22 protein-coding genes and 1 tRNA gene are annotated in these 23,825 nt (G+C 62.8%); 20 read left to right on the top strand and 3 right to left on the bottom strand.

All coding sequences use genetic code 11. The annotated features are described in order from the left end of the window. The first annotated feature begins 2 nt into the window (after positions 1–2). From tssM to AC1Y2B_RS05590, 3 genes are read left to right on the top strand one after another with little or no spacing between them, the layout of a single operon-like run. Positions 3–3,611, top strand: coding sequence for a type VI secretion system membrane subunit TssM (tssM, locus tag AC1Y2B_RS05600; RefSeq protein WP_482252078.1), 3,609 nt, complete (start codon positions 3–5; stop codon positions 3,609–3,611). 34 nt (positions 3,612–3,645) lie between these two features. Then, positions 3,646–4,323, top strand: coding sequence for a type VI secretion system-associated protein TagF (gene tagF / locus AC1Y2B_RS05595; RefSeq protein ID WP_482252077.1), 678 nt, complete (start codon positions 3,646–3,648; stop codon positions 4,321–4,323). Continuing rightward, positions 4,320–5,033 (top strand): PP2C family protein-serine/threonine phosphatase, encoded by a 714-nt coding sequence (locus AC1Y2B_RS05590; protein ID WP_482252076.1) that lies wholly within the window; start codon positions 4,320–4,322, stop codon positions 5,031–5,033. The genes tagF and AC1Y2B_RS05590 overlap by 4 nt, the downstream gene beginning before the upstream one ends. Before the next feature lie 111 nt (positions 5,034–5,144). Here the strand turns inward: AC1Y2B_RS05590 and AC1Y2B_RS05585 are convergent, their stop codons facing one another. After that, on the bottom strand, positions 5,145–7,415 hold the full coding sequence (locus AC1Y2B_RS05585) for a serine/threonine protein kinase (protein WP_482252075.1): 2,271 nt from the start codon (positions 7,413–7,415) through the stop codon (positions 5,145–5,147). A 41-nt stretch (positions 7,416–7,456) separates the two neighbouring features. Beyond that, positions 7,457–8,023 (bottom strand): OmpA family protein, encoded by a 567-nt coding sequence (locus AC1Y2B_RS05580; protein WP_482252074.1) that lies wholly within the window; start codon positions 8,021–8,023, stop codon positions 7,457–7,459. Positions 8,024–8,244: 221 nt separating this feature from the next. Here AC1Y2B_RS05580 and AC1Y2B_RS05575 point away from each other — a divergent pair, with 221 nt between their 5' ends. From AC1Y2B_RS05575 to AC1Y2B_RS05545, 7 genes are all read left to right on the top strand, one after another. Then, the gene (locus AC1Y2B_RS05575) at positions 8,245–9,099 is read left to right on the top strand and encodes a M15 family metallopeptidase (protein ID WP_482252073.1); all 855 of its coding nucleotides are present in this window, start codon (positions 8,245–8,247) and stop codon (positions 9,097–9,099) included. Positions 9,100–9,141: 42 nt separating this feature from the next. After that, positions 9,142–9,591: a dUTP diphosphatase gene (gene dut, locus AC1Y2B_RS05570; protein ID WP_482252072.1), complete on the top strand. Its 450-nt coding sequence runs from the start codon at positions 9,142–9,144 to the stop codon at positions 9,589–9,591. Between the two features lie 192 nt (positions 9,592–9,783). Continuing rightward, complete coding sequence (locus AC1Y2B_RS05565; RefSeq protein WP_482252071.1) at positions 9,784–11,088, top strand: hypothetical protein; 1,305 nt, start codon at positions 9,784–9,786, stop codon at positions 11,086–11,088. A 96-nt stretch (positions 11,089–11,184) separates the two neighbouring features. Further along, positions 11,185–11,712: a hypothetical protein gene (locus AC1Y2B_RS05560; RefSeq protein ID WP_482252070.1), complete on the top strand. Its 528-nt coding sequence runs from the start codon at positions 11,185–11,187 to the stop codon at positions 11,710–11,712. Further along, positions 11,709–11,972 (top strand): hypothetical protein, encoded by a 264-nt coding sequence (locus AC1Y2B_RS05555; RefSeq protein WP_482252069.1) that lies wholly within the window; start codon positions 11,709–11,711, stop codon positions 11,970–11,972. The genes AC1Y2B_RS05560 and AC1Y2B_RS05555 overlap by 4 nt, the downstream gene beginning before the upstream one ends. Further along, positions 11,972–12,142, top strand: coding sequence for a hypothetical protein (locus tag AC1Y2B_RS05550; protein ID WP_482252068.1), 171 nt, complete (start codon positions 11,972–11,974; stop codon positions 12,140–12,142). The genes AC1Y2B_RS05555 and AC1Y2B_RS05550 overlap by 1 nt, the downstream gene beginning before the upstream one ends. Further along, positions 12,139–13,263: a site-specific integrase gene (locus tag AC1Y2B_RS05545; protein ID WP_482252067.1), complete on the top strand. Its 1,125-nt coding sequence runs from the start codon at positions 12,139–12,141 to the stop codon at positions 13,261–13,263. Before AC1Y2B_RS05550 ends, AC1Y2B_RS05545 begins: the two co-directional genes overlap by 4 nt. A gap of 8 nt (positions 13,264–13,271) precedes the next feature. Here the strand turns inward: AC1Y2B_RS05545 and AC1Y2B_RS05540 are convergent. Further along, positions 13,272–13,347, bottom strand: a tRNA-Ile gene (locus AC1Y2B_RS05540). Positions 13,348–13,494: 147 nt separating this feature from the next. Here AC1Y2B_RS05540 and purM point away from each other — a divergent pair. The 10 genes from purM (at position 13,495) to urtE (ending at position 23,777) form a co-directional block, all read left to right on the top strand. After that, complete coding sequence (gene purM / locus AC1Y2B_RS05535) at positions 13,495–14,553, top strand: phosphoribosylformylglycinamidine cyclo-ligase (RefSeq protein ID WP_482252066.1); 1,059 nt, start codon at positions 13,495–13,497, stop codon at positions 14,551–14,553. Further along, positions 14,550–15,167, top strand: coding sequence for a phosphoribosylglycinamide formyltransferase (gene purN, locus AC1Y2B_RS05530; RefSeq protein WP_482252065.1), 618 nt, complete (start codon positions 14,550–14,552; stop codon positions 15,165–15,167). Before purM ends, purN begins: the two co-directional genes overlap by 4 nt. 542 nt (positions 15,168–15,709) lie before the next feature. Then, entirely contained in the window at positions 15,710–16,069 is a 360-nt protein-coding gene (locus tag AC1Y2B_RS05525) for a helix-turn-helix domain-containing protein (protein WP_482252064.1), read from the top strand. Then, entirely contained in the window at positions 16,066–16,587 is a 522-nt protein-coding gene (locus AC1Y2B_RS05520) for a phage virion morphogenesis protein (protein WP_482252063.1), read from the top strand. The genes AC1Y2B_RS05525 and AC1Y2B_RS05520 overlap by 4 nt, the downstream gene beginning before the upstream one ends. Before the next feature lie 227 nt (positions 16,588–16,814). Further along, positions 16,815–17,210: a hypothetical protein gene (locus AC1Y2B_RS05515; protein ID WP_482252062.1), complete on the top strand. Its 396-nt coding sequence runs from the start codon at positions 16,815–16,817 to the stop codon at positions 17,208–17,210. A 570-nt stretch (positions 17,211–17,780) separates the two neighbouring features. After that, positions 17,781–19,016 (top strand): urea ABC transporter substrate-binding protein, encoded by a 1,236-nt coding sequence (urtA, locus tag AC1Y2B_RS05510; protein ID WP_482252181.1) that lies wholly within the window; start codon positions 17,781–17,783, stop codon positions 19,014–19,016. Between the two features lie 54 nt (positions 19,017–19,070). Continuing rightward, a complete protein-coding gene (gene urtB / locus AC1Y2B_RS05505) occupies positions 19,071–21,005 on the top strand; it encodes an urea ABC transporter permease subunit UrtB (protein WP_482252061.1) in 1,935 nt (644 codons plus the stop codon). 1 nt (position 21,006) lies between these two features. Beyond that, positions 21,007–22,329, top strand: a complete 1,323-nt coding sequence (gene urtC, locus AC1Y2B_RS05500) for an urea ABC transporter permease subunit UrtC (protein WP_482252060.1) — start codon at positions 21,007–21,009, stop codon at positions 22,327–22,329. Further along, positions 22,326–23,069: an urea ABC transporter ATP-binding protein UrtD gene (gene urtD / locus AC1Y2B_RS05495; RefSeq protein ID WP_482252059.1), complete on the top strand. Its 744-nt coding sequence runs from the start codon at positions 22,326–22,328 to the stop codon at positions 23,067–23,069. The genes urtC and urtD overlap by 4 nt, the downstream gene beginning before the upstream one ends. Positions 23,070–23,081: 12 nt before the next feature. Further along, entirely contained in the window at positions 23,082–23,777 is a 696-nt protein-coding gene (gene urtE, locus AC1Y2B_RS05490; protein ID WP_482252058.1) for an urea ABC transporter ATP-binding subunit UrtE, read from the top strand. Positions 23,778–23,825: the final 48 nt, after the last annotated feature.

The raw sequence follows: 23,825 nt of genomic DNA, 5'->3' as shown, positions 1-23,825 counted from the left end.
TCATGAGATTTTTCCGGGCCCTTGGCCGTTTCCTGCTTTCGATCTGGTTCATTCTGCCGATGGTGACGCTGATCCTGTCGGTCTGCGTCTGGTACTTCTCGCCCTACATCGGCACCGACGCATTCCGGCCCTTCGATGACCCCTTCGGCCGCTGGATCTTCATTCTGGTGCTGTGGGTGATTTGCGCCATCACCCTGCTGATCGTCTGGCTGGTGCGGCGGCATGATGTGAAGGCGGTGGAAGAGGACATCGTCAAAGGGGTGGACGAAAAGACCCCCGAAAACGAAGTGGTTTCCGAAGAAATCACCGAGCTGCGCGACAAGATGCGCCGGGCGATAGCCAAGCTGAAGAAGTCCAAGGGCGGGAGGCGCAGCCTGTATGAACTGCCTTGGTATGTGATGATCGGGCCACCGGGCGCGGGAAAAACCACGGCCATCGTGAACTCTGGTCTGCAATTTCCCCTGGCGGACGAGTTTGGCAAAGAGGCCATTGGCGGCGTCGGCGGCACGCGCAACTGCGACTGGTGGTTCACTGACAGCGCGGTGCTGATCGACACCGCAGGCCGCTACACCACGCAGGAATCGGACGCCGAAGCTGACAACGCCGCCTGGCTTGGCTTTCTCAACCTGTTGAAAAAGCACAGGGTGCGCCAGCCGATCAATGGCGCCATGATTGCCATCAGCCTGTCTGACTTGTCGATGCAGGATGAAACCACGCAAAAGGCCCATGCCCGCGCCGTCAAGCGCCGCTTGGCGGAACTGCGCGAAAAGCTGGGCGTGCGGTTTCCGGTCTATGTCCTTTTCACCAAGGCCGACATGATCGCGGGCTTCACCGAATACTTCGACAACCTCGGCAAAGAAGAGCGCGAGCAGGTCTGGGGCTTCACGCTGCCCCTGCCCAAGGGCAAGTCCGAGGCCGCGCCGATGGCGGCGTTTGATCCTGAGTTTTCGGCCCTGATCACCCAGTTGAACGCGCAACTGATCGACCGGATGCAGTCCGAAACCGACCACCAGCGCCGCAGCCTGATTGCCGGTTTCCCCGCACAGGTCGCCTCGGTGCGCGGCGTCGCGCAGGCCTTTCTGGCGGAAGTGTTCACCGAAAACCGCTATGATGACCGCCAGATGCTGCGCGGGGTCTATTTCACCTCTGGCACGCAGGAAGGCACACCCATCGACCGTCTGATGATGGGCATGGCGCGCACCTTCGGCATTGGCCGCCAGGCCCTTGGCACGGGCCGGGGCACCGGGCGCAGCTTCTTCCTGACGCGCCTTTTCAACGAGGTGCTGTTTCCCGAAGCCGGGCTCGTCTCGGCCGATGACAAGGTGGAACGCCGCTACCGCTGGATGAAACGCGGGGCGATTGCCTTGACGGCGGTGGTGGCGCTGACGATGGGCGCGCTTTGGGGCCGCAGCTACATGGGCAATCTGGACCTGATGGCAGGGGCGGAAAAGTCTGTCACTGATTATCAGGCCGCCGCCGCCCAGGTGCCCGGCAACCCGATTGCCGACGCCGATGTCTCTATCACCGTGCCTGCGCTGAATATCTTGCGGGCGATGCCGGTCAACCCGATCCCGCCCTCGATTGATCCGGCCTCGGCCAGCCCCTACTCGCCCGAGTACAAGCTGACTTGGGGGCTTTACACCGGCGCCAGCCTCGCCAACCAGACGGGGATGAGCTACCGGGCGGCGCTCAACACGATCTTCTTGCCGCGTTTGCTGTTGCGGCTGGAACAGTCGATGCAAAGCAACATCAACAATCCAGAGATCCTGTATGACACGCTGAAGGTCTATCTGATGCTGGGTCTGCAAGGCCCGATGAACGCGGACGAGGTGCGCACCTTCGAGGCCGCCGACTGGCAACTGAGCTATGCCGGTGACGAGAACAAGGCCCTGCGCGATGACCTGATGTTCCACCTCAACGCACTGATCAGCCAGCCGATGCAAGAGGTTCCGCTGAACGGCCCGCTGGTGGCGCAGGTGCAGGATGTGCTGGCGCAACTGCCCATCGCGCAGCGCGTCTACAACGGCATCATCCACTCGGCCGAGGCGGATGCGCTGCCGGCTTTCCGCCTGTCGGAAATTGGCGGGCCGAACCTGGACAAGGCCTTCGTGCGCACCTCGGGCAAGAAGATGTCGGATGGGATCGAGGGCATCTTCACCTATGACGGCTTCAACAAGGTCTTCAAGGCACAAGCCCTTGGCGTTGCAGAGAATATCCAGAAAGACAGCTGGGTTCTGGGGCCCAAGGTCAAGACCGACCAGTCGCCGACGGCCTTGGTCGCCATCACCCGTGACGTGCTGGATTTGTACTACAACGACTATATCGCACGCTATGATGGGCTTTTGGGCGACATTGACGTGGTGCCATTGTCCAGCCTGAAGCAGGCGGTGGAGGTGACCAATATCCTGTCCGGCCCGACTTCTCCCATCGTCAACATCCTGAACGCGGTCGACAAGGAAACCCAGTTGACCGCGACCGCCCTGCCGATCGACACCAAGGTTCTGGCAACCCAGTCGAAAGATACGGTGGGCAAGGATGTGGTGGAGGACGCCTTCTCGGTCCGGACCCGGATGCTGCTGGAAGCCTTGCAAAGTGCCGCCAAGGCGGCAGGGCAGCCGCCGCCCAAACCGCCGGGCGCTTATGTCGAGGAACGCTTCGCCTGGCTGCACACGCTGGTCTTGCGGCCTGAAGGTGCGACCTCGCCGCTGGATGATCTGATGGCCACGCTGACGCAGGTCTATCAGGACATGAACAAGATCGCCTTCCGGGGCACCTCTGCCGATCCCAATGCCGGGGCGGCGTCGCTGCAGGCCTTGCAGGCCGCGGCAGCGCAGGTGCAGGGGCCCTTGGCGCGTTGGGCCAGCCAGATCACCACCGGCGGCGCCGGCATCACGGCCGAGGGAACGCGTGCCTCGCTCAACCAGACGTGGACGGCGGATGTGCTGCCCTTCTGCCAGCAGGCCACGGCCAAGTCCTATCCCTTCGCCAAGGGGGCGGCTGCGGATATGGGGATGGCGGATTTCACCAAGCTGTTTGGCCCGGGCGGGTTGATCGACAGCTTCATGACCACCAACCTCAAGGACATGATCGACACCTCCAAGAAGCCGTGGACCTGGAAGCAGGTCAATGGCGCGGATGTGGGCATCTCGCCGGCGGTGCTGGCCCAGTTGCAGGCCGCGACCGAGATCAAGGAGGCCTTCTTTGCGACCGGCACCGCGCCATCGGTGCCGTTCCAGATCACCCCGGTGGCGCTGGACCCCAATGCCAAGCAGGTGACGCTGACCATCGACGGGCAGAACGTGGTCTTTGCCCAGAACGCGGGCCAACCCTTGCCCACGGCGATCACCTGGCCGGGCTCGGTCGGGGTGGCGCAGATCGTCTTTGATCCGCCGGTCAACGGCGCGGAAAGCGGTGTGCGCAAGGATGGACCCTGGGGCTGGTTCCGCCTGCTGGACGGGGCCGAGGTGCGCTCGACCAACGCCCCGGACCGGCGGCGGATCATCTTCAACGTCGGAGGCCGATTGGCGATTTTCGAGATGCAGACCGGATCGGTGATCAACGCCTTTGCGCTGCCGGCGATGAAGACCTTCTCTTGCCCGCCGTCCTTCTGATGGAAGACACCGGAATGAGGGAAGGGCCGGGCTGATGGGTACATTCGGGGCCTTTGGCAAGATGCCCGCGCTAGGCGATTTCTTTCGCCTTGGGCTGGGGTCAGACATGGTGACGCCGTGGGACGGCTGGGTGCAACAGATGCTGCTGGCCGCCCGCTCCAGCTTGGGCGCGCAGTTCGAGGGCTGCTACATGTCCGCCCCGGTCTGGCGCTTTGCGCTGGCGCCGGGTGCGGCGGGCGGGCAGGGCGTGCTGGGCGTGTTGATGCCCTCGGTCGACCGTGTGGGGCGGCAGTTTCCCCTGACGCTGGCCGTGCAGACCGGCGCGCAGGAACAGGCCCCCCTGCGCAACCTGATCTGGCAGGCCGAGGTGCTGGAGGCCTTGGAGGGTCTGGCGCTGGATTGTCTGGACGACACCATGACCCGGGACGCCCTGCAGGCGCGTCTGGCCGGGCTGAGCCTGCGTCCGATGGTCGGACCCAGCAGCATCGGCACCTTCGGCTCGGCCCTCGTCCTGTCCAACACCAGCCCCGAGGCGTTTTGCGCGGATCTGGCGCTGGATTTGGCCGGGGGCGAGATGCACCGCGCCTGCGCCTGGCAGGCGGTGGTCGATGGCGCGGCGCGACTAATCCTGACCTCTGGCCTGCCGCAGGCCGATGTGGCGCATTTTCTGTTTGACCTGAACGACCCCTCCCAGCCCGGAGCCGGACGATGACCACAGACCTCATCCGTTTCAATGCCCGCACCCATGTCGGCCGCGTCCGGAAGCACAACGAAGATTCGATCCTGGTGCTGCCGGATCAGAACATCTGGGTCGTCTCGGACGGTATGGGCGGGCATGAGGGGGGCGATTTTGCCAGCCGGGTGGTGGTGGATGCGGTGGCGACGCTGCCCACCCTGCCTGCAACCGAAAAGCTGGGGGCGATCCGCAAGGCCTTGCAGCAGGCCCATGCCACGATCGTGGCCGAAGCCGAGCGGCGCCATGCCGTCATGGGTGCCACGGTGGTGGCCCTGGTGCTGGCCGATGGCCACTTTGGCGCGCTTTGGGCGGGTGACAGCCGGTTGTACAGGCTGCGCGAGGGCAAGATCGACCTTCTGACCACCGACCACTCGCTGGTCGCGGCGTTTGTGGAATCCGGCCAGATGACCTGGGACGAGGCGGGCAAGCATCCGCAGGCCAATGCCATCACCCGCGCGGTCGGTGTGGGCGAAGAACTGGAGCTGGACAAGGTGCGCGGCGACGCGGTGCCGGGGGACAGGTTCCTGCTCTGCTCGGACGGGCTGAACAAATATGCCGGCATCGCGGAACTCGGGGCGGCCTTGCAGGGCGTGCCGTTGGAGGTGGTGACCGACAATCTTGTCCAGATGGCGCTGGACCGGGGCGGGGCCGACAATGTTTCGGTCATCGTGGTGGACGTGGTCTGACGGCCCCGATCTTTCTGCAAAATCGGTACAGCAACTCTTCCGCTAAAAGTCCGGGTTTGGTCCGCGACAGACCGGCCTTGTGATCTTTCGCAGAATTATCGTGGCGCGGTGTTACTTGGCGATGCTGGTCAGGATGCGGCTGTCGATCGACAGGATGTTCAGCGTGCCGGCATCAACCTCCTTTTTCAAGGCGTCGGCAAAGCCGCCGACCGATTCCGTCGTCGGCCGCAACTCGGCGAACAAGGGCTTTTCGGAATGGATCACCACCACCTTGGACTTGCCCAAGGTTGTCGCATCCACGGTAAAGGCGATGTGCGAGGGGTCCTTGTTGTCCGACAGCGGATAGGCGATCCGCACCTTGACCGGCCCGGCTGCCCCCTTGCGCAGGGCCGCCACGGAATCTTCCTTGCGATTGAGGTTGGGCAGCAGGTGATAGACATTGCCGGACACGTCGATGATGGCAACCGAGACATAGCCGTCGGTCACCTCTGCCGGGATCACCAGATCAATGACCGGGTTCTCGCCGACGAAATAGCGGCCCGAGGGGTTGTCATCGGTGCTGTCGCCATAGCCAAAGGTGAAGGTGAAGTTGCCGGCATGGGCGGCGGGCAGGGTAGTCTCGATCTGGCAGAGCGCGGGGTTCAAAAGCTCGACCTTGATGTCCACCTTCTGGTTCGGGGCCACGGCCTTCAACGCGTCGAACAGGGCAACCTGTTGTTCGGGCTTGGCCAATCGTCCTGATACGGTGATCGTCTGGCCATTGCCGTAGCCGACCGAGGGCGGATCAACCAGCGTCAGCGGGCCGCAATCGGCCTCGGCGGTCAGGATCGGGGCCAGGGCCCCGGCGGTCAGGAATTGGGGCACCTGGGCTGCAACGTCGATCTTGGCGCTGCCTTTCAAGGTGCCGGGCAGGGTGCCGATTGCGGCCATCACCGCCGCCTGTACGGCGGGATCCTTGGTGGCGCCGGTCACTGCCGCGTCGTTGCCGGTCACCGCCACCCGCCACGAGTCCACTTTGTCGAGCGACGAGACGACCGCCAGCACGTCCGCTCCCCAGGTCGCACCGATGGCACCACTGGCCACCGTCAGATCGGTGGTACCGCCGATCTTGGCCATGGCTTGCGTCAACGCGGCAGACACCTCGGCCGAGGGCACATCGCCCACCGCCCGTGGCGCACCCGTGGCCGGACGTTCGATGATCAGGGCGAAGGGGTCGGCAACGGGCAGGCTGGTTGCCGGCAGATCGGTTGCGGGTCTGGTGGCGTTGGTCTGGTTCGACGCGGTTTGGCTGGTGCTTGTCGCCGCGGGCGAGGTCCGCCCGCCCAGAAGGCCCGCGTACCACGCGCCTGCTCCGCCGCCGATGGCCAGCAAAACGACCAGCCCGATCACCAGCCCGCGCGAAGATGACTTGGCTGGTGCCGCAGCAGGTGGTGGTGTTGCAGGCTTCGCCGCCGTCACATAGGGATTGACCGGGGCCTTTGCCCCGGCCGCACTGCCCCCCACCTGCACCCGGGGCGCCAGAACGGTGCGGTCGTCGAGGGCGGGGGCCGCTGCGGGTATGCCGTGGTCAATCGCCCGCAGCACCTCGTCCGCCGATTGGAACCGCTTGGCCGGGTCGGGGTCAGACAGCTTGTCGATCAGGCTTTTGAGCGGTTCCGGCACGCCAGAGGTGTCGAGCGGCTCCTGCTTCTTGCGCAGAACCTCCATCGGATTGGCACCCGGATCGGGCCGCTTGCCGCGAAAGGTCGATAACAGCAAGGCGCCCAAGGCATATAGATCGGACCGCGTGTCGGTATGGCCCGCCAGCTGCTCGGGGGCGGCATAGGCGTATTTTCCGGCGAATTCATTGCCGACGATGGTCTGCGCGCCCGGATTGGCATCCTTGGCGATGCCGAAATCGATGATCACCGCCTGATCGGGCAGACCCGCCTTCAGGATGATGTTGTCTGGTGACAGGTCGCGGTGGATTATCTTGCGGTCATGCGCGACCTTCAGCCCATCGGCCACCCTCCGGCAAATCCGCACCAGATCCGGCGCGGGCAAACCGCCGGCCTTCAAGAGCGAATCCAGCCCCGGCCCATCGACGTAGTCCATCACCAGATAGACCAACCCCTCGGGCGTGCGATGGTTTTCGGAATAGCGCACCACAGCGTCGTGGCGGATTTCGCGGATTTCCTCTTCCCGGCGCATCAGGGTCAGGAAGGCCTCATCCCCGGCGAATTCGGACTTCAGCACCTTGATGGCAACAAAGCGGCCCGAGATGTCGTTGCGCGCCTTGTAGACCTCGGACGTGCCGCCCCGCCCGAGGACCTTGTCGATCCGGTAAGTGTTGTTCAGAAGGTCGCCCGGCTGGAAGATATCGCCCGCTTTTGACTCCGCCATGCCGCCCTCTGCCTTGCCGCATTGTCACGACCCGGATGGGCCTAGCTGCCCACCTGGAACTCGACCCGACGGTTCACGTCGGCCTTGGGATCGGCCCCGTTGACTGGAAAGCCTTCGCCCACGCCGATGGCGACCAGCTTTTCAGCCGGAACCCCACAGTCATCGACCAGATGGCGTTTCACCTCTTCGGCGCGCAGGGTGGACAGGTTCTGGTTGTACCCTGCGCTGCCCGAACTGTCGGTGTGGCCGATGATCTTGAAGCTTGGGATGTCCGAGGCTTTGATCACGTCGCACAGGGTCGACAACTTGCTCATCTCGCCCGCACCGATCGCGGCGCTGTCAAAGTCGAACTTGATCTGAATGTTGACCTGCGCCGAAGGGTCCATCGCGACATAGGTCGTATCGGCGGGCGGTTTGGCGTTGGGGTCCGTCGCTGCGGCTGTCCCGTCCGTGGGGGCAATCACCAGACCGCGCGTCATCTGCGCCTGAAACTTGGCGGCGAGTTGTTCAGCGGTCAGTGTGCTGTCATCCTGAGCAAAGCCTGCGCCAGCACTCAGACCCCAGAGCATCAGCGCGGCCGCGCCCGCAAGGCTTAGACCGTGTTTCATGGCATCCCTTTCGCAATTCGAAATGATTGCAATCTGGCAACTTTAGTGCAGCTTGCCGCAAGTCACAACGTCTTTGGCGGGGTGCCGGCCAACCTTTGCGGGCCGTGATCGCGCCATTGTGAATGTGGTGCGCGAAGGTGGCTTGCCAGCCGCCCCTCTTGCGGGATTAACTGGATTGCCCGGCAAGGTCCGGGGGACGTCCCGCGAACCTCAGGTGATCCTTGCGTCTCTTGCCCGCCATCCTCTTGTCCGTTTCGGTTTTGATCGCGGCCCTGATCGTGGTGTCGATTCCCCTGTTCTTCCCGGCGGGCGGCCACAGCGGCAACGGCTCGGTCGACAATCAGGCCCGCATCGACATCGAGCTTTTGCACGGCGATCTGGACAGCCTGAAAGAGGTGGTCAACCAGTTGCGCGATCAGGTTGATTCGCTGGAAGACCGCGTCAACAAGATCGAGGTCGGCACGGCCCCGGTGGATGCCTCGGGCAATGCGTTGCAGATCGTGACGCCGGACGGCCAGAACTCGATCTCGGGCAATTATGCGCAAGTGGTGCTGGTGGCCGACCGACGCAACCTGAACAAGGGCCTGACGGTGCCGACCCCGTCGTTCATGATCGGCAAATTCGGCCCGCCGCGCGACGATCTGTCTGCCGATTGCCAGCCGATGACCAACCCGCGCCTGTCTGCGTTGCTGGAGGATCAGACCGTGGGCCCGGTGCAGGTCAAGATGCTCAAACCCGCCATCGAGTCGCTGCAGACCGTGTTTGACAACATCAAGCGCGCTGACCCTGACCTTTACGCCCGCATCAACACCTCGGGCTCGCTGTGTGTGCGCTATATCCGGGGCTCGACAACCGATGTGTCCAACCATTCCTTCGGCACGGCGGTCGATCTCAACATCGACGGCGTGCTGGACACGCTGGGCGATGGCCGCACCCAGCTGGGGCTGACGATCATGTCCGATTTCTTCAACGCCGAGGGTTGGGTCTGGGGCGCCGCTTACGGCCGCGAGGATTCCATGCACTTCGAGGTCAGCGAAGAAAAGATCAACGAGTGGATTGCCGCCGGCAAGATCTGACGGCAGAACGGCAGTCTCGCAGGGCAGCCCAGAGGTTTCGGCATGGATGACATCAGATTTCGCCGGATGGACGGCAACACGGATCTGCCCTTGCCGGCCTATGCCACTCCAGGTGCGGCCGGCATGGACCTGCGCGCCTTTCTGCCTGACGGTCCGGTGACCTTCGCCCAAGGCCAGATGCGGCTGATCTCAACCGGATTTTCCGTCGAACTGCCCAAGGGCACCGAAATGCAGATCCGTCCCCGCTCGGGTCTGGCGCTGAAACACGGGCTGATCATCCCCAACAGCCCGGGCACGGTGGACGAGGATTACCGCGGCGTGATCATGATCGGACTGTATCTGCTGGGCGCCAACCCCGTCACCCTCACCCATGGCGACCGCATCGCCCAAGCCGTGATCGCCGACGTCCGCCGTGTCCGTCCGGTCGAGGTCGATACCCTGTCAGACACCGCCCGCGGCGCAGGCGGCTTCGGCTCCACCGGACTGGCGTGACCTGCCACTAAACCATAACCCTGCGCACCCGAAATTATCTGGGTCCGTAACTGCAAAAAGCCCGCCGCAGCGGGCGTTTCAGCAGGGATATGAAAAGCAGTCACGGAAGGTTAGTTTGCTGAACTGCTGCCAGCACGCCTGGCCGGTGAATTCGATTGTCCGCAACGCGAGCCCACCGATCATGACCGTTGGTTGGACAAGCGTCTTGAAACTGAAGAGGATTCTACCTGGCTGGCACATCATGGCCTCTATGCCGCAACGGCCTTTTGGAGGCTTCTTGGCATGAAGTTGATCCGCCTTCAGCGGGCTCAAGCACACGATGAGGTTTCGACCATGCGCTCAGCGCAGCAAGCTGGATTTGCCGTGGCAAGCCAGGGAGAAGCGGCAATCTCTGCGGCGTTTCAAGCGCTCGCCGACGCTGCTGATGGTCCGTGGCTGGAACCGCAAGCGGCTTTCGGGGGCCTATTCACAAAATTGCGGCAGGATTACCGCAATGATCCGGCATTCGAACCGTTCCGCAGCCTGCTTCGTGTTTGCCTTCTCTCTGTCTGGCCCGTGGCGGCTGGCAAGACCGTGCTGGGTGAAGTCCAGCAGCATCGCCGGCTGCATTCCCTTTACAGCGCAGCGGCAGAGATCGGGACGACCGAGGAACGGCTGGAACCTTTCCTGATTGAAGCCGGCGCGTTGGTCTCGGGTGATACGCGTTTTTCCAACCGGCGCGTCGTCAGTGCCGTGGACCATGCCGCACTCCTTGCTGAAGTGCCGACGCTTGTCAGTCAGAAAACCTTGATGCGGGAAATTGGGGCCAGCCGGACCGAACTGGCGACCCTGGTTGCAGAGGGCATGCTGATCCCGAGGTACCCGTCCGAAACCGTCAGGCTGCGGTGGAGTATTGTGGAAGCAAGGAGTCTTCTGGATCGGCTGACAGTCGGTGCGACCCGGTTGGCTGGCGAAGACCCCGATTTGGTAAGCCTGCTAATAGCTCGGGCCATGACAGGCCGCTCGCTTCGGCTGTTGATTGATGGTGCGGGGAAGGGGGTTCTGACGCTCGCCGTCTTGCCTGAAGGCCGGTTCAGGGGCCTGCGGGTTCGGCTGGAAGATTTGGAACCGCTGGCACCCATACCTGACCCGCAAAAAGTGAGTCTGATCCTCGCAACAGCCTTTGGCCTGTCCGTCGAAATCCGGGACAAGGGCCGCTTCCGGGCTCTGATCCTTGCGGGGCATACACCAGCAACTTGGGTCAGACCGGGAAAGACCCGGGTCGAAACAGCCTATATGTCTCCTGATGATGTCACAGCATTCCACCGACGATTTGTGACAATCAGGACGTTGGCCGAGGAAACGGGCCGAACGATTCCCGACCTGACGGCAGTTCAGGCCCGGGCAAAGGTAGCTGTGCTCTCCCCCAAAGGCGCGGATTTTGGGAGGCTCTACCTGCGTGATGCGGTCAAAACGTTGATTTCCCGCAAAACCAGATCCGGAGTTTGCACTGTCTGACGGAGAAGGGAACCGTGTGGCATGTCTATATTTAACCTTTGAATAACAAATGCTTGAAAGATAAATGCGACCCCGCACTGAAAAGACGTGACAGGGGTGAGCACGAAAACCGTCAAACCGAGCACGGTTATGGTTTATCCACAACAAATAGAACAATTTGGTAGGCCCGGAGGGCTTGATAATCCGCTAGGAAATCAAGCTGTTACGATGACGAACTCCCAAAAAGGCCCTTTTGAAATCATTAAACAAAATGGGCGCTTGGCGAACCATTCAGACTCCGCAAATGAAAACCCCGGCGCGCTGGCGGGCGCAACCGGGGCTGATCTGCATACGACGAACATCGATCCAACAAACTACCGCAAGCGGGCGGAATCCGCAACAACCTTGTGTCTGGCAATCGCAAACTGCGACCCGCAAGACGCCTGCGAAATCATGGAAGCAGCGCTGATTGACCTCGGCACAGGTCAACCGCGTGTCCCGCTTTTCAGCCTCATGGAAGCGGCAACCGACTGGGCCGACTTCGCGGTCAAGGCCGAGATCAAGGCCTATGCGCTGGCCTGCTTCAACCGCATGTCACCCGCCGAACGCACGGCCTTCCTGGCCTATGTCGGGAGGTGTGCATGATGGCGGATGGCGCATTTGACTACCTCGGCAAGGCTGACCCGATGACCTCGGCCAATGAAGATTGGCCGGTGGGCAAGGAATTTGAAGTCGAAAGCAACGTTTTCCGGGTGGGTGACAAGGTTTGGCACCACAACCGCAAGGAACTGTTGGAAGTGCTGCGCGGCCTGCAACCCGCAAAGTGGGATAAGCACAAAGAGAAATATGTGGCCTGCTCTGCGCAACAGGCAGACTTGGGTGTCGATATGGTGAAGGCTGGCTGATGGCAAACCGCCGCGCCACATTCACACAGTCAGACGTGACCAAGCTGCTGAAGGCTTGGCGCGATGCAGGGTTTTCCGCCCCGACTATCGTGATTGAGCCGGAGCGTATCACCGCCCGACCGACCGAGGCAAAAGCTGATCTCGACGCGAATCCGTGGGACGCGAAATGAAGTACAAGCGCCAATTTCCCGGAGCATCGCCCTACACCGACCGCCACGGCGTTCGCCGCTTTCGCTACCGCAAGGGCCAGGGTTTCAGCCGGGAACTCGGCACCGACTACGGCAGCGAGGACTTCACGCGGCGCTATGAGGCTGCGGTGGCAGAGTATCGCACCGGCGTCAAAGCCGGGGCAGGGGTCGCTAAGACCATTCCGGGATCGGTGAATGATCTTGTCGCGGCTTGGTATCTGTTGCCTGAATGGAAATCATTGGCCGAATTGACAAAGAAGACCTATCGCGGCGTGATCGAACCGTTTCGCGTAAAGCACGGTGACAAGCCGGTGAACCGGCTTGAGCGGCGTCACGTCATGGGCTTTCTGGCCGAGAAGTCGGAAACCCCGTCTGCGGCGAACAACTTGCGCAAGCGCCTGGCGCAGCTTCTGGACCATGCTATCGCGCTGGACTGGATCAAGTCGAACCCGGCGCGCTTGACCAAGGCTTACAAGGTGGCCGAGAGCGGGTTCCATGCTTGGGATGAAGGCGAGATTGCCAGATTCTTTGACATGTACGAACCCGGCACGATGGCGCACCGGGCCGTAACGCTGATGCTCTACACCGGGGCCGCAAGAGTAGATGCGGTGAGCCTCGGTCCGATGAGCCTGAAAGGCGACCGGCTGGAATATCGCCGCAAGAAGACTATGCGCACGAATGGCATTCTAGTGAGCATCCCGATTCACCCTGACCTTGCGGCCGTCTTGGCAGAACTGCCGAACGACCGCCCGTTTCTGGCGACCGCCTACGGCAAGGGCCGTTCTCCAGATGGGCTTGGCAATCTGATGCGCGAGTGGTGCGACAAAGTCGGATTGCCGGAGTGTTCGGCGCATGGCCTACGCAAGGCTTGTGCCCGCCGCTTGGCTGAGGCCGGGGCAACGGCGCATGAGATCATGGCAGTCACTGGCCATAAAACTTTGGCTGAGGTCGAACGCTACACCGCGACTGCATTGCGCGAAGGGATGGCGGATTCCGCCTTTTCCAAGCTGCTTTCCCGCCCGAATCAGGAACAAACCGTGGTGAACATTCCCTATAGGTTCGCCAAAAATTCCCCTAACATCTTGAAAAATAAGGAGAAATAGATGGCGTTTGGTAGGCCCGGAGGGACTCGAACCCCCAACCAAGGCGTTATGAGCGCCCTGCTCTAACCATTGAGCTACAGGCCCACCGATCCGAAAACCTGAAACCCGGCCCCCGTGCGGCCTGATTAGGCCAAGCGGGCCCCGGCGGTCAAGGCGGGATGGTCAAGCGCGGTTGCGGGGGGGGCGGGCTTCGGATAAAGGGGCGGCAAATCCGAATTTGCGGGGGCTGCCATGACGGTGAAGACGACGGCTGGACACAATGGTCTGACCTATGCGGACGCGGGTGTCGACATCGACGCGGGCAATGCGCTGGTCGAGCGGATCAAGCCTGCCGCCAAGCGAACCAACCGCGCGGGCACCATGGGCGGCCTCGGCGGTTTTGGCGCGCTGTTTGACCTGAAAGCCGCCGGCTACAAGGATCCGATTCTGGTCGCCGCCACGGACGGCGTCGGCACCAAGCTGCGGATTGCGATCGACACCGGTAACGTCTCGACTATCGGCATCGACCTTGTCGCCATGTGCGTCAACGATCTGGTCTGCCAGGGGGCTGAACCGCTGTTGTTCCTCGACTACTTCGCCACGGGCAAACTGGATGTGACCCAAGCCACCTCGATCATCGAAGGCATCGCTTTGGGGTGTGAGAAATCCGGCTGCGCTTTGGTCGGCGGGGAAACCGCCGAGATGCCCGGCATGTATCACGGCGGCGACTTCGACCTCGCCGGTTTCGCCGTTGGCGCCATGGAGCGTGACACCGACCTGCCGCGCGGCGTGGCGGAAGGCGATATCCTGATCGGCCTCGCTTCGGATGGCGTCCATTCCAACGGTTATTCCTTCGTGCGCAAGGTCGTGGAACTGTCCGGCCTCGGCTGGGACGCGCCGTCGCCCTTCAGCGCGGGCACTCTGGGCGCGGCCCTGCTGACCCCAACCCGGCTTTACGTCAAGCAGGCGCTGGCCGCGATCCGCGCGGGCGGCGTGCACGGTTTGGCCCATATCACCGGCGGTGGCCTGACCGAAAACCCGCCCCGCGTCCTGCCCGAAGGGCTCGCCTGCGAGATCGACCTGACCGCCTGGACGTTGCCCCCGGTGTTCCGCTGGCTCGCCACGACGGCGAACATGGCGCAATCCGAACTGCTCAAGACCTTCAATTGCGGCATCGGACTGATCCTTGTCGTGGACCCCAGCCGGGCCGCGGCCGTCAGCCAGCTTCTGGCCGACCACGGCGAGACTGTCGTCCAGCTTGGCAAGATCGTCCCGGGCGAAGGCGTGATCTACCAAGGCAAGCTGCTGTGACCCAAGCCGAAGGCGGCTTCGCCTTCAAACGCGTCGCCATCCTCATCTCCGGGGGTGGCTCCAACATGCGGGCACTGGTCGCGTCGATGACGGGCGACCACCCGGCCCGGCCCGTCCTGATCGCCTCCAACGACCCGGCAGCATCGGGGCTTGCTTGGGCGGCAGGGCAGGGCCTGCCCGCCGCTGCCATCGATCATCGCCCCTTCGGCAAGGACCGCGCAGCATTTGAGGCCGCGCTCCTCGCTCCGATCCTTGATGCCAATCCCGACATCCTCTGCCTTGCCGGCTTCATGCGCATCCTGACTCCCGGCTTCATCAAGCGCTTTGAAGGCCGGATGCTCAACATCCACCCCTCGCTCCTGCCGAAATACCCCGGCCTGCACACCCACCAGCGCGCCCTTGACGCGGGCGACACCGAAGCCGGCTGCACGGTCCACGAGGTGACCGCCGACCTCGATGCCGGCCCGATCCTCGGCCAGTCCCGCGTCCCCGTCCTGCCTGGCGATACCGATGCCACCCTCGCCGCCCGCGTCCTGATCCAGGAACACCGCCTTTTCCCGGCCGTGCTGCGCCGATTTGCCTTGGGCGATCGCAGCCGCCTCAACCTGCACTAACGCCCCCGCCCCCCCCCATTTGCTCCTTTGGAAATGACGCGTTTCAGAAGGTTTGATAGTGGCGCGAAATAAACTCGAACGAAATCAATGACTTGCATGACCTCAGTTTCATTGGGTTTGATAGTATTTGCGCGAAAAGTGGCTGATTTGCGCGTGTGCAGGTTTTGCTGTCAAGAAACTATGTAATGAAATCAATGGGCGGTCGTGCCGAGAATACAAAAGTTGTGCGCGATTTTGCGCACGACGCACGACGCACGAGCCAAAGTCACAGTTTCAGACCGGGATATCCGGCGATATCGTCGGCCAGGTGCTTGGCCAACCGCCCGCCGCTCGCATCGCTCCGAAGCCGCAGACGCCATCTGTGCGTAGCTCGGCCTGCCGATGGGATCACTGAGCAACTGAAGATCACGCGGGGGCGCTTCGAGCCCGCTCCGGCATGACGGACGTGCCGGGTTGGGACCTGGTGTGAAGAGGCTTCCGGCTGCATTCCTCTCCTGGTTGGCAGTCGGGGGCTTCCCCCGAACTTGAAAGGACGCTGCACCGTGACGGAAACCAGCAAGACCGAAGTTGCCCGCCCCATGCCTGGCCCAACCGCCCAGGTCGCACCTTACGTGGAGGTTCTCGGCGCAGAGCTGGCCGTCATCTTCCTGATGACCTATGGTGGTGCAGAACTTTCCCTTGCCGCCGATCCGAAGGGCCGCGCCAGCCACGAGGCGCTTCTGGGCTATGACAAGGCCAAAGCCCTTGCAGGGTATCCGCGCCTGCAACGCCGCATACCTCTGGCGAAGCGCTGGCTGACGGCCATGCTGCATTGGCAGGGCAACTCTTCCGCCGCCATCGCCCGCCAGATCCGCGTCACGGAGGTATCCGAGCGCCCCTGGCTGAAGAAGGGGAAGGAATGATCGAAGTCACGCTCAATACTGACGAGATAACGCGGGTCTTGGCTCAAGCGATGCAGACCCTTTCCGATGGGGGAATGCGCGACATCATGTCAGATATTGGCGAGCAACTTTTGCCCTCCACTCAAGACAGGATTTATCGTGGCGGACCGGCGCCCGATGCCACGCCTTGGGCACCGAAGAAGGAGTCGACCTATCAGCGCTATGGTGCCTCCGGCGAGGGGGTGGATCGCCGCCCGCTGATCCATTTGGGCGCGCTGGTCGGGCAGGGTCCGCACTTTTCCTTTGGGGCCAATTTTGCCGAATTGGGCGTGAGTCCATTCTACGCGATCTTCATGCAGACCGACGTGAAGAAGGGCGCTTTTGGGGCCTATTCGGGGACCGACAAGAACGGTCGGAAATACTCTGGCGTTGCCCCTTGGGGCGACATTTCGGCAAGGCCCTTCGTCGGTATCTCGCAACAGGATGAGACAGACATTCTCGACATTATCTCCGGTGCTCTGCGCGGGGCGTTCCAGTGAAGACGGCGCGGGCGCCTAGCAGAATGACGGAGGGCCGGGCGTCCCCTCATGCGTGGCACCTTTCGGTGACGTCACGGACCCCGAATTGCCGTGGTCGTCATTTCTGGCAGGCGGCGGGGCCCCCCAACCCAGTTGCCCGGAAACCCCGCATGGCGCTCCGGTCGAGGGACCGTGCCACGGCCGGGAGAATGTTACCGTGTCACGCCTGCCAGAAGGGACAATAACCAGTGACAACCGATTCCCGCAATGCGGATCTGACTGCCCGCGCCATCGCCGCCAGTGATCACCTGGGCGAGGCCCTGGCAGAGCTGACCGCCATCGCGGCCGCCATCCACGACAGCCTTTCAACGCCTGTTAAAGCCCCGTTCGAACCGCCTTCAAACCCGCTTCAAACGCGTGTGGAAATCTTCGCCGCACACCGTCGCGCCCATCGCAGCGGACGGCTCGGCAAGATCGAAGGCAACCCGGAACTTGAGGCTTTCATCCTGAAGCGAATAGGCCTGCATACCTATGCCGAGATCATCGGCGAGGTGAAAACGCACTTCTCGCCCGACCGCCAAACCAGTGCCTCCGCCGTGCAACGATGGTGGCGCAATCGGCACGACGGCGCCAAGGCCCAGTGACGCTTTCAGCAAATCCTACGTGCTACCGGCAAATCCTAGATATCGGTGGCTACTGTCAGACTTAAGGAAACTGTACGTCAGATGTTTTGAATACAGACAGGAAATACTCCGGGGTCCGGGGCTGGCCCCTGGGGCCGCCATAGGGGCATTCCTTTGACGCCTTGCCTGATTCCGACGCTTTCAACGCCGATTTCGCCAGCCGAGCGGCCCGCTGCCGCATCACATGCTCGTTTTCTGCACTGCAGCGCGAAATTTTGCTCAATTAAGGGGCAAAAGCCCGCTTCCCCTCGCGTCAATGGCCCTCCGACTTTCGTGCGCATTGCGCGGATCGGCGGGATATCGCCACCTGTCCTAGCTCGGGGAGACCTTCGAGAGGGAATTGTGCGGTGGCGACACGTGTTGGAAGCCGATCACCACCGCACGGGTGCAACCAAAAGCTGCCAGCTCAGTATGAGCGGTTCGTTCCCGTTTGGGAAGGGCTCAAGGCAGCGCTGACAGGGGACTTGAACCATGAAACTGACACGTCGCTCGCTGCTTGCCGGGGGTGTCGCCGCCTTCGCCGCTCCGCTGATGACCACCCGCGTCTTTGCCGCCGATGACACGATCAAGATCGGCATCCTGCACTCGCTGTCAGGCACGATGGCGATTTCGGAAACCACGCTGAAGGACACCATGCTGATGCTGATCGACGCGCAAAACGCCAAGGGCGGCGTGTTGGGCAAGAAGCTGGAAGCTGTCGTGGTCGACCCCGCCTCCGACTGGCCGCTCTTTGCCGAAAAGGCGCGTGAGCTGCTGACGGTTGACAAGGTCGCGGCGATCTTCGGCTGCTGGACTTCGGTGTCGCGCAAATCCGTGCTGCCGGTTCTGGAAGAGCTGAACGGCCTGATGTTCTACCCCGTCCAGTATGAGGGCGAGGAATCCTCCAAGAACGTCATCTACACCGGTGCCGCCCCGAACCAGCAGGCAATTCCTGCGACCGACTATTACCTGAAGGAACTGGGCATCCAGAAATTCGCGCTTCTGGGCACCGACTATGTCTACCCGCGCACCACCAACAAGATCCTTGAGGCCTACCTGATCTCCAAGGGCATCCCGAAAGAAGACATCTTCGTCAACTACACGCCCTTCGGCCAGTCCGACTGGGCCAAGATCGTGTCCGACGTCGTGGCGCTTGGCGCCGATGGCAAGAAGGTCGGCGTGCTGTCCACCATCAATGGCGACGCCAACATCGGCTTCTACAAGGAACTCGCTGCTGCCGGCATCAAGGCTGACAAGCTGCCCGTCTGCGCCTTCTCGGTCGGCGAAGAGGAACTGTCGGGTCTGGACACCACCAACCTTGTCGGCCATCTCGCCGCTTGGAACTATTTCGAAAGTGCGGACACCCCGGCCAACGCGGCCTGGATCAAAGAATGGCACGCCTACACCAAGAACGACAAGCGCACCACCAATGACCCGATGGAAGCCCATTACATCGGCTTCAACATGTGGGTGAATGCGGTCACCCAAGCCGGTACCGTCGACGTCGATCCGGTGCTTGACGCCTTGATCGGCCAGAAGTTCCCCAACCTGACCGGCGGCACGGCTGAACTCTTGCCAAACCACCACCTGACCAAGCCGGTTCTGATCGGCGAGATCAAGGCCGACGGCCAGTTCGACATCATCAGCCAGACCGACCCGGTCCCCGGCGACGCCTGGACCGACTACCTGCCGGAATCGGCCGTGCTGGAATCGGATTGGAAGACCTTGAAGTGCGGCATGTACAACAAGAACACCAAGACCTGTGTGCAACTGAAGTCCAACTACTAAGCGGATCGGAGGGGCCAACCCGGCCCCTCCACCCCCCAGAACCCGGTTCCCCCCATGCGCGCTTTCCTTCTGGGTCTTGCTATGGCCTGCCTGTGCTTGCCTGCCGCTGCTGATACGGTGGCGCAGATCGTCACGGCCCATGCCGCCGATATCGAGAAACCATCGCGCACCACCATCGGTCCGGTGATCGCCGAATTGGCCGCCTCGGGTGACCCGATGGCCGCCAAGCTGCTGGAGGCCTGGGGCAACAAGGCCTTGGGCGAACGCAAGTCCGACAAGGCCTTCTTCTTCCTTTCCCCCGATCCCGCAGGCTACGCCTTGACGGATCTGACCGGCGCCGCCGCCGGCACCGCCGCCAAGGAAGACGTCACCGAGCTGAAACCCAACGCCGGTGTGCGTGGCCTGATCTCCTCGGCGCTGGTGCAGTTCACCCTCTCCGACCCCGACCCCGCCAAGCGCACAGCCGCCCTGACGTCGATCGCACAAGACCCCAACGCTGAAAGCCTGGCCCCCCTGCGCGCCGCAATCGACAGCGAAACCGACCCGACGCTCAAGGCGCAAAAGGAACGGCTCGAACGCCTGCTGACCCTGCGCTTCGATGCCGACACCGCCGCCCGCGTCAAGGCGATGGAAAGCTTCGGCGCCGACACCGGCCTTGATCTGCGCGCCGCGCTGACGCCGCTGCTGGCCACCACCCGGCTTGCCGCCTCTGGCGCTGTCGAGGGCAAGAACATCGCCCGCGAAATCAAACCCGGCCGCGATCTGACCGCCGTCGAAGCCTATGACCTTCTGGTCGCAGACGGCTCTGCCCCCGCCCGCATCACCCATGACGATCAGGAAAAGGCCCTCGCGGCCCATATCGAGAACGGCACGGTCGCTGGCATCCCCGTTGCCCAGCTCTCTGACCAGACGATGCGCGACCGCGCCTACACTGTGCTGGAAACCGCCGGAAAAGTTCCCCCCGCTGCGACCGACGATGAAGTGGCCGCCGCCATCACCGCCCACCGCTTCTACGATGTCTATACCGAGGCTGATCCCGCGATCACCAGCGCGGCCCAAGCCGCCCTCGACAGGATTTCCCTGAAAGTGGGAGCCATGCAGGTCGCCGACCTCGGGCTCGACGGCCTGTCGCTCGCCGCCATCTACTTCCTCGCCGCCATTGGCCTTGCCATCACCTTCGGCGTGATGGGCGTGATCAACATGGCCCATGGCGAGTTCATCACGATGGGCGCCTATACCGGTTATGTCGTCCAGCAAATCGTCCCCGGCTACACGGCTTCGCTGGTCGTGGCCTTCCCCCTCGCCTTTGCCGTGACCTTCGCGGCCGGTGTCGCGATGGAACGGCTGGTGATCCGCCACCTCTACAAACGCCCACTGGAAACCCTGCTCGCCACCTTCGGGATATCCATCGCCCTGCAGCAGCTTTTCAAGAACATCTTCGGCACCCAAGCCCGCCCGCTGACCTCGCCCGATTGGCTTGGCGGGGCGCTGACCTTCAACGACGTGGTCTCGATCAGCTACATTCGGCTTGCCATCATCGCGCTGGCCGCGCTGTTCCTCGCCTTCTTCCTCTACATGATGAAGCGCACGCGGCTTGGCTTGGAAGTCCGCGCCGTCACGCAGAACCCGGCGATGGCCGCTTCCATGGGCATCAACCCCGACCGGATCAACATGCTGACCTTCGGCTTGGGCTCCGGCATCGCTGGTATCGCCGGGGTTGCCATCGGCCTCTTTGCCAAGGTCACCTCCGAACTCGGCACCGACTACATCGTGCAGTCGTTCATGACGGTCGTCGTCGGCGGCGTCGGCAACATCTGGGGCGCCTTGGCCGGGGCCACCATGATCGGCGGCCTGCAAAAAGCGATCGAGTGGCTGAACCCCTCCAACACGCTGGCCGCCCAAACCTATATGATCCTCTTCATCATCCTTTTCATCCAATTCCGCCCGCGCGGCATCATCGCCCTCAAGGGCCGGGCAGCAGGGGACTGACATGACCGAAACCACGCCCTCTGTTTCCCATTCATCCAGGTCCAAATATCCCGGGGGTGCGGGGGCTGGCCCCCGCGCGTCGGCCACCTTCACGCCGAGGGGCTTTCTGGCCCGCAACCCGTCCGTGCTGTGGTTCCTTCTCGCCCTCATCGTCCTGAGCGTCGCCGTCACCGCCCTCAGCCCCGCTTTCGGCATGGGCGCGATGTCGACCTCCTTCGTGAAAACGCTTGGCAAAACCCTCTGCCTCTGCCTTGCGGCCCTCGCGATGGACATCGTCTGGGGCTACACCGGCATCCTGTCGCTTGGCCACATGGCGTTCTTCGCCTTGGGGGGCTACATGATCGGCCAGTGGCTCATGTATGCCCGGACCGAGGACATCGTCGTCCAGTCTCTTGCCTCCGGCCCGATCCCCGCCACGGCGGAAGAGATTGCCAAGGGCGTCGGCACCCAGATTTTCGGCGTGGTCGGCGGGTCGGATATTCCGGTGATCTGGAGTTTTGCGCATTCGCTCCCCGCGCAACTGGCCCTCGTTGTGCTGGTCCCCGGCGTCCTCGCCTATGTGTTCGGTTGGCTGGCCTTCCGCAGCCGCGTCACGGGCGTCTACCTCTCGATCCTGACCCAAGCCATGACCCTCGCCCTGTCGCTGTACCTGTTCCAGAACGACAGCGGCCTGCGCGGCAACAATGGCCTCTCTGGCCTGCAAAACCTGCCGGGCCTTGCCGCGACCTCGCAAGACCTGCTGTCGATCTGGTTCTTCTGGGCTTCCGCCGTCGCGTTGGCCCTCGCCTACATCCTCCTAAGCTGGGTCGTCTCCGGTAAATTCGGGTCCGTCATCCGCGCCATCCGCGATGACGAGGCGCGGGTTCGCTTCCTTGGCTACCCGGTCGAGGGTTACAAGCTGTTCGTCTTCACCATCACCGCCGTGATCTGCGGCCTCGCCGGAGCGCTGTATTACCCGCAAGCCGGCATCATCAACCCCGCCGAACTGGCCCCAATCGCGTCGATCTACCTTGCCGTCTGGGTCGCCATCGGGGGCAGGGGGCGACTTTACGGCTCGGTTATCGGTGCCGCTTTCGTATCCCTGCTCTCAAGCTGGTTCACCGGGGGCCGCGCGCCTTCCATCCCATTGGGCTTTTACACCATCGACTGGGTTGATTGGTGGCAGGTGCTTCTGGGTCTGTCTTTCGTCGGCGTAACCCTCTGGGCCCCCAAGGGCATTGGCGGCCTGTTTGACCGCGTTCAGGGTCTGCACACACCCGACCGCAAGGGAGCGCCCCTTGGCCCCGATGACGGCAGCCTGCAGGAACAGGAGGCCGTGGAATGAGCGCGCTTCTCGAAGTCTCCGGCGTTTCGGTCAGCTTTGACGGCTTCAAGGCGATCAACAACCTGTCGTTCAGTATCGGCCCGGCCGAGTTGCGTGCCATCATCGGCCCGAATGGCGCGGGCAAGACCACCTTCATGGACATCGTCACCGGCAAGACCAAACCCAACGCCGGCACCGTCACCTTCGGTGAAAAGGGGCAATCGCTCTTGAAACTGTCCGAGGCCGCTATCGCCCGCGCCGGCGTCGGCCGCAAGTTCCAGCGCCCGACGGTGTTTGAAGACCAGTCGGTTGCCGAAAACCTCGTCCTCGCGCTGAAATCCCCGCGCAGCCCCTTCGCCGCCCTGCGGTTCGCCCTGACCGGCGAAGGCCGCAAACGGGTGGAGGCTTTGGCCGCACAGGTCGGCCTGACGGATGCCTTGCCGCGCAAGGCGGGCGAACTGTCTCATGGTCAGAAACAATGGCTGGAAATCGCCATGCTGCTGGCGCAGGAACCCCGCCTGCTGCTGGTGGATGAACCCGCCGCCGGCATGACGCTGGCCGAGCGCGAACTGACCACGGCCATGCTGGTCGAGATCGCGAAGTCCCGAGCTGTCGTGGTTGTCGAACACGACATGGACTTTGTCCGCCGCCTCGACTGCCGGGTGACGGTTCTGCACGAAGGTTCGGTTCTGGCCGAAGGCACGCTGGACCATGTGACCAAGAATCCTGCCGTCATCGAAGTTTATCTGGGCCGCGGCTGAAGGATTGCGCCAATGATCGAAACCAAAGCTCTGACCCTGCATTACGGCGGAAGCCAGATCCTGCATGGCATTGATTTTACCGCCAAAGTCGGAGAGGTGACCTGCATCATGGGCACCAACGGGGTGGGCAAGACCTCGTTCCTCAAGGCGCTGGCGGGCACGCACATGCGCTCGGGTGGCGAGGTCATCCTGAACGGCGAGACCCTTGGCCGCCTGCGCCCGCAGGACATGGCCAGCCGAGGGGTTTCGGTCGTCCCGCAGGGCCGGATGATCTTCCCGCTGCTGACGGTGAGGGAAAATCTGGAGACCGCCTACGCCGTCCTGCCCAAGGCAGATCACAAGGTGCCGGACGAAATCTACGACCTGTTCCCGGTCCTGAAAGACATGACCCGCCGTCGCGGCGGCGACCTTTCGGGCGGTCAGCAACAGCAGCTTGCCATTGCCCGCGCCATGATCATGCGGCCACGCGTCCTGTTGCTGGATGAGCCGACCGAGGGCATCCAGCCCAACATCATCCAGCAGATCGGCCGCGTCATCACTTACCTGAAATCCAAGGGCGACATCGCCATCATCCTGGTCGAGCAGTATTTCGACTTCGCCTATGGCCTTGCCGATCAGTTCTACGTTCTGCGCCGGGGCGCGGTGGCCCTGCAGGGCAGCCGTGCCCAGATCACGCAAGACGTGCTCAGGGCCGAGGTTTCGGTCTGATCGTTTTGGATGGCATGCGGACTGGCTCTGTGATCTAGTTCGGCCATG

The organism is Stagnihabitans sp., assembly GCF_964946895.1.
The sequence above is the reverse complement of the archived record's forward strand: the minus strand, read 5'-3'. Positions and strand labels throughout refer to the sequence as shown.

Excerpts from the sequence above, each read along its gene's own strand:
- AC1Y2B_RS05590 (WP_482252076.1), top strand. The coding sequence starts at position 4,320 with ATGACCACAGACCTCATCCGTTTCAATGCCCGCACCCATGTCGGCCGC.
- tssM (WP_482252078.1), top strand. The coding sequence starts at position 3 with ATGAGATTTTTCCGGGCCCTTGGCCGTTTCCTGCTTTCGATCTGGTTC.
- AC1Y2B_RS05580 (WP_482252074.1), bottom strand. The coding sequence starts at position 8,023 with ATGAAACACGGTCTAAGCCTTGCGGGCGCGGCCGCGCTGATGCTCTGG.
- urtE (WP_482252058.1), top strand. The coding sequence starts at position 23,082 with ATGATCGAAACCAAAGCTCTGACCCTGCATTACGGCGGAAGCCAGATC.
- AC1Y2B_RS05555 (WP_482252069.1), top strand. The coding sequence starts at position 11,709 with ATGATGGCGGATGGCGCATTTGACTACCTCGGCAAGGCTGACCCGATG.
- dut (WP_482252072.1), top strand. The coding sequence starts at position 9,142 with ATGGATGACATCAGATTTCGCCGGATGGACGGCAACACGGATCTGCCC.
- tagF (WP_482252077.1), top strand. The coding sequence starts at position 3,646 with ATGGGTACATTCGGGGCCTTTGGCAAGATGCCCGCGCTAGGCGATTTC.
- urtC (WP_482252060.1), top strand. The coding sequence starts at position 21,007 with ATGACCGAAACCACGCCCTCTGTTTCCCATTCATCCAGGTCCAAATAT.
- urtB (WP_482252061.1), top strand. The coding sequence starts at position 19,071 with ATGCGCGCTTTCCTTCTGGGTCTTGCTATGGCCTGCCTGTGCTTGCCT.
- urtD (WP_482252059.1), top strand. The coding sequence starts at position 22,326 with ATGAGCGCGCTTCTCGAAGTCTCCGGCGTTTCGGTCAGCTTTGACGGC.
- purM (WP_482252066.1), top strand. The coding sequence starts at position 13,495 with ATGACGGTGAAGACGACGGCTGGACACAATGGTCTGACCTATGCGGAC.
- urtA (WP_482252181.1), top strand. The coding sequence starts at position 17,781 with ATGACCACCCGCGTCTTTGCCGCCGATGACACGATCAAGATCGGCATC.
- AC1Y2B_RS05545 (WP_482252067.1), top strand. The coding sequence starts at position 12,139 with ATGAAGTACAAGCGCCAATTTCCCGGAGCATCGCCCTACACCGACCGC.
- AC1Y2B_RS05550 (WP_482252068.1), top strand. The coding sequence starts at position 11,972 with ATGGCAAACCGCCGCGCCACATTCACACAGTCAGACGTGACCAAGCTG.
- AC1Y2B_RS05520 (WP_482252063.1), top strand. The coding sequence starts at position 16,066 with ATGATCGAAGTCACGCTCAATACTGACGAGATAACGCGGGTCTTGGCT.
- AC1Y2B_RS05585 (WP_482252075.1), bottom strand. The coding sequence starts at position 7,415 with ATGGCGGAGTCAAAAGCGGGCGATATCTTCCAGCCGGGCGACCTTCTG.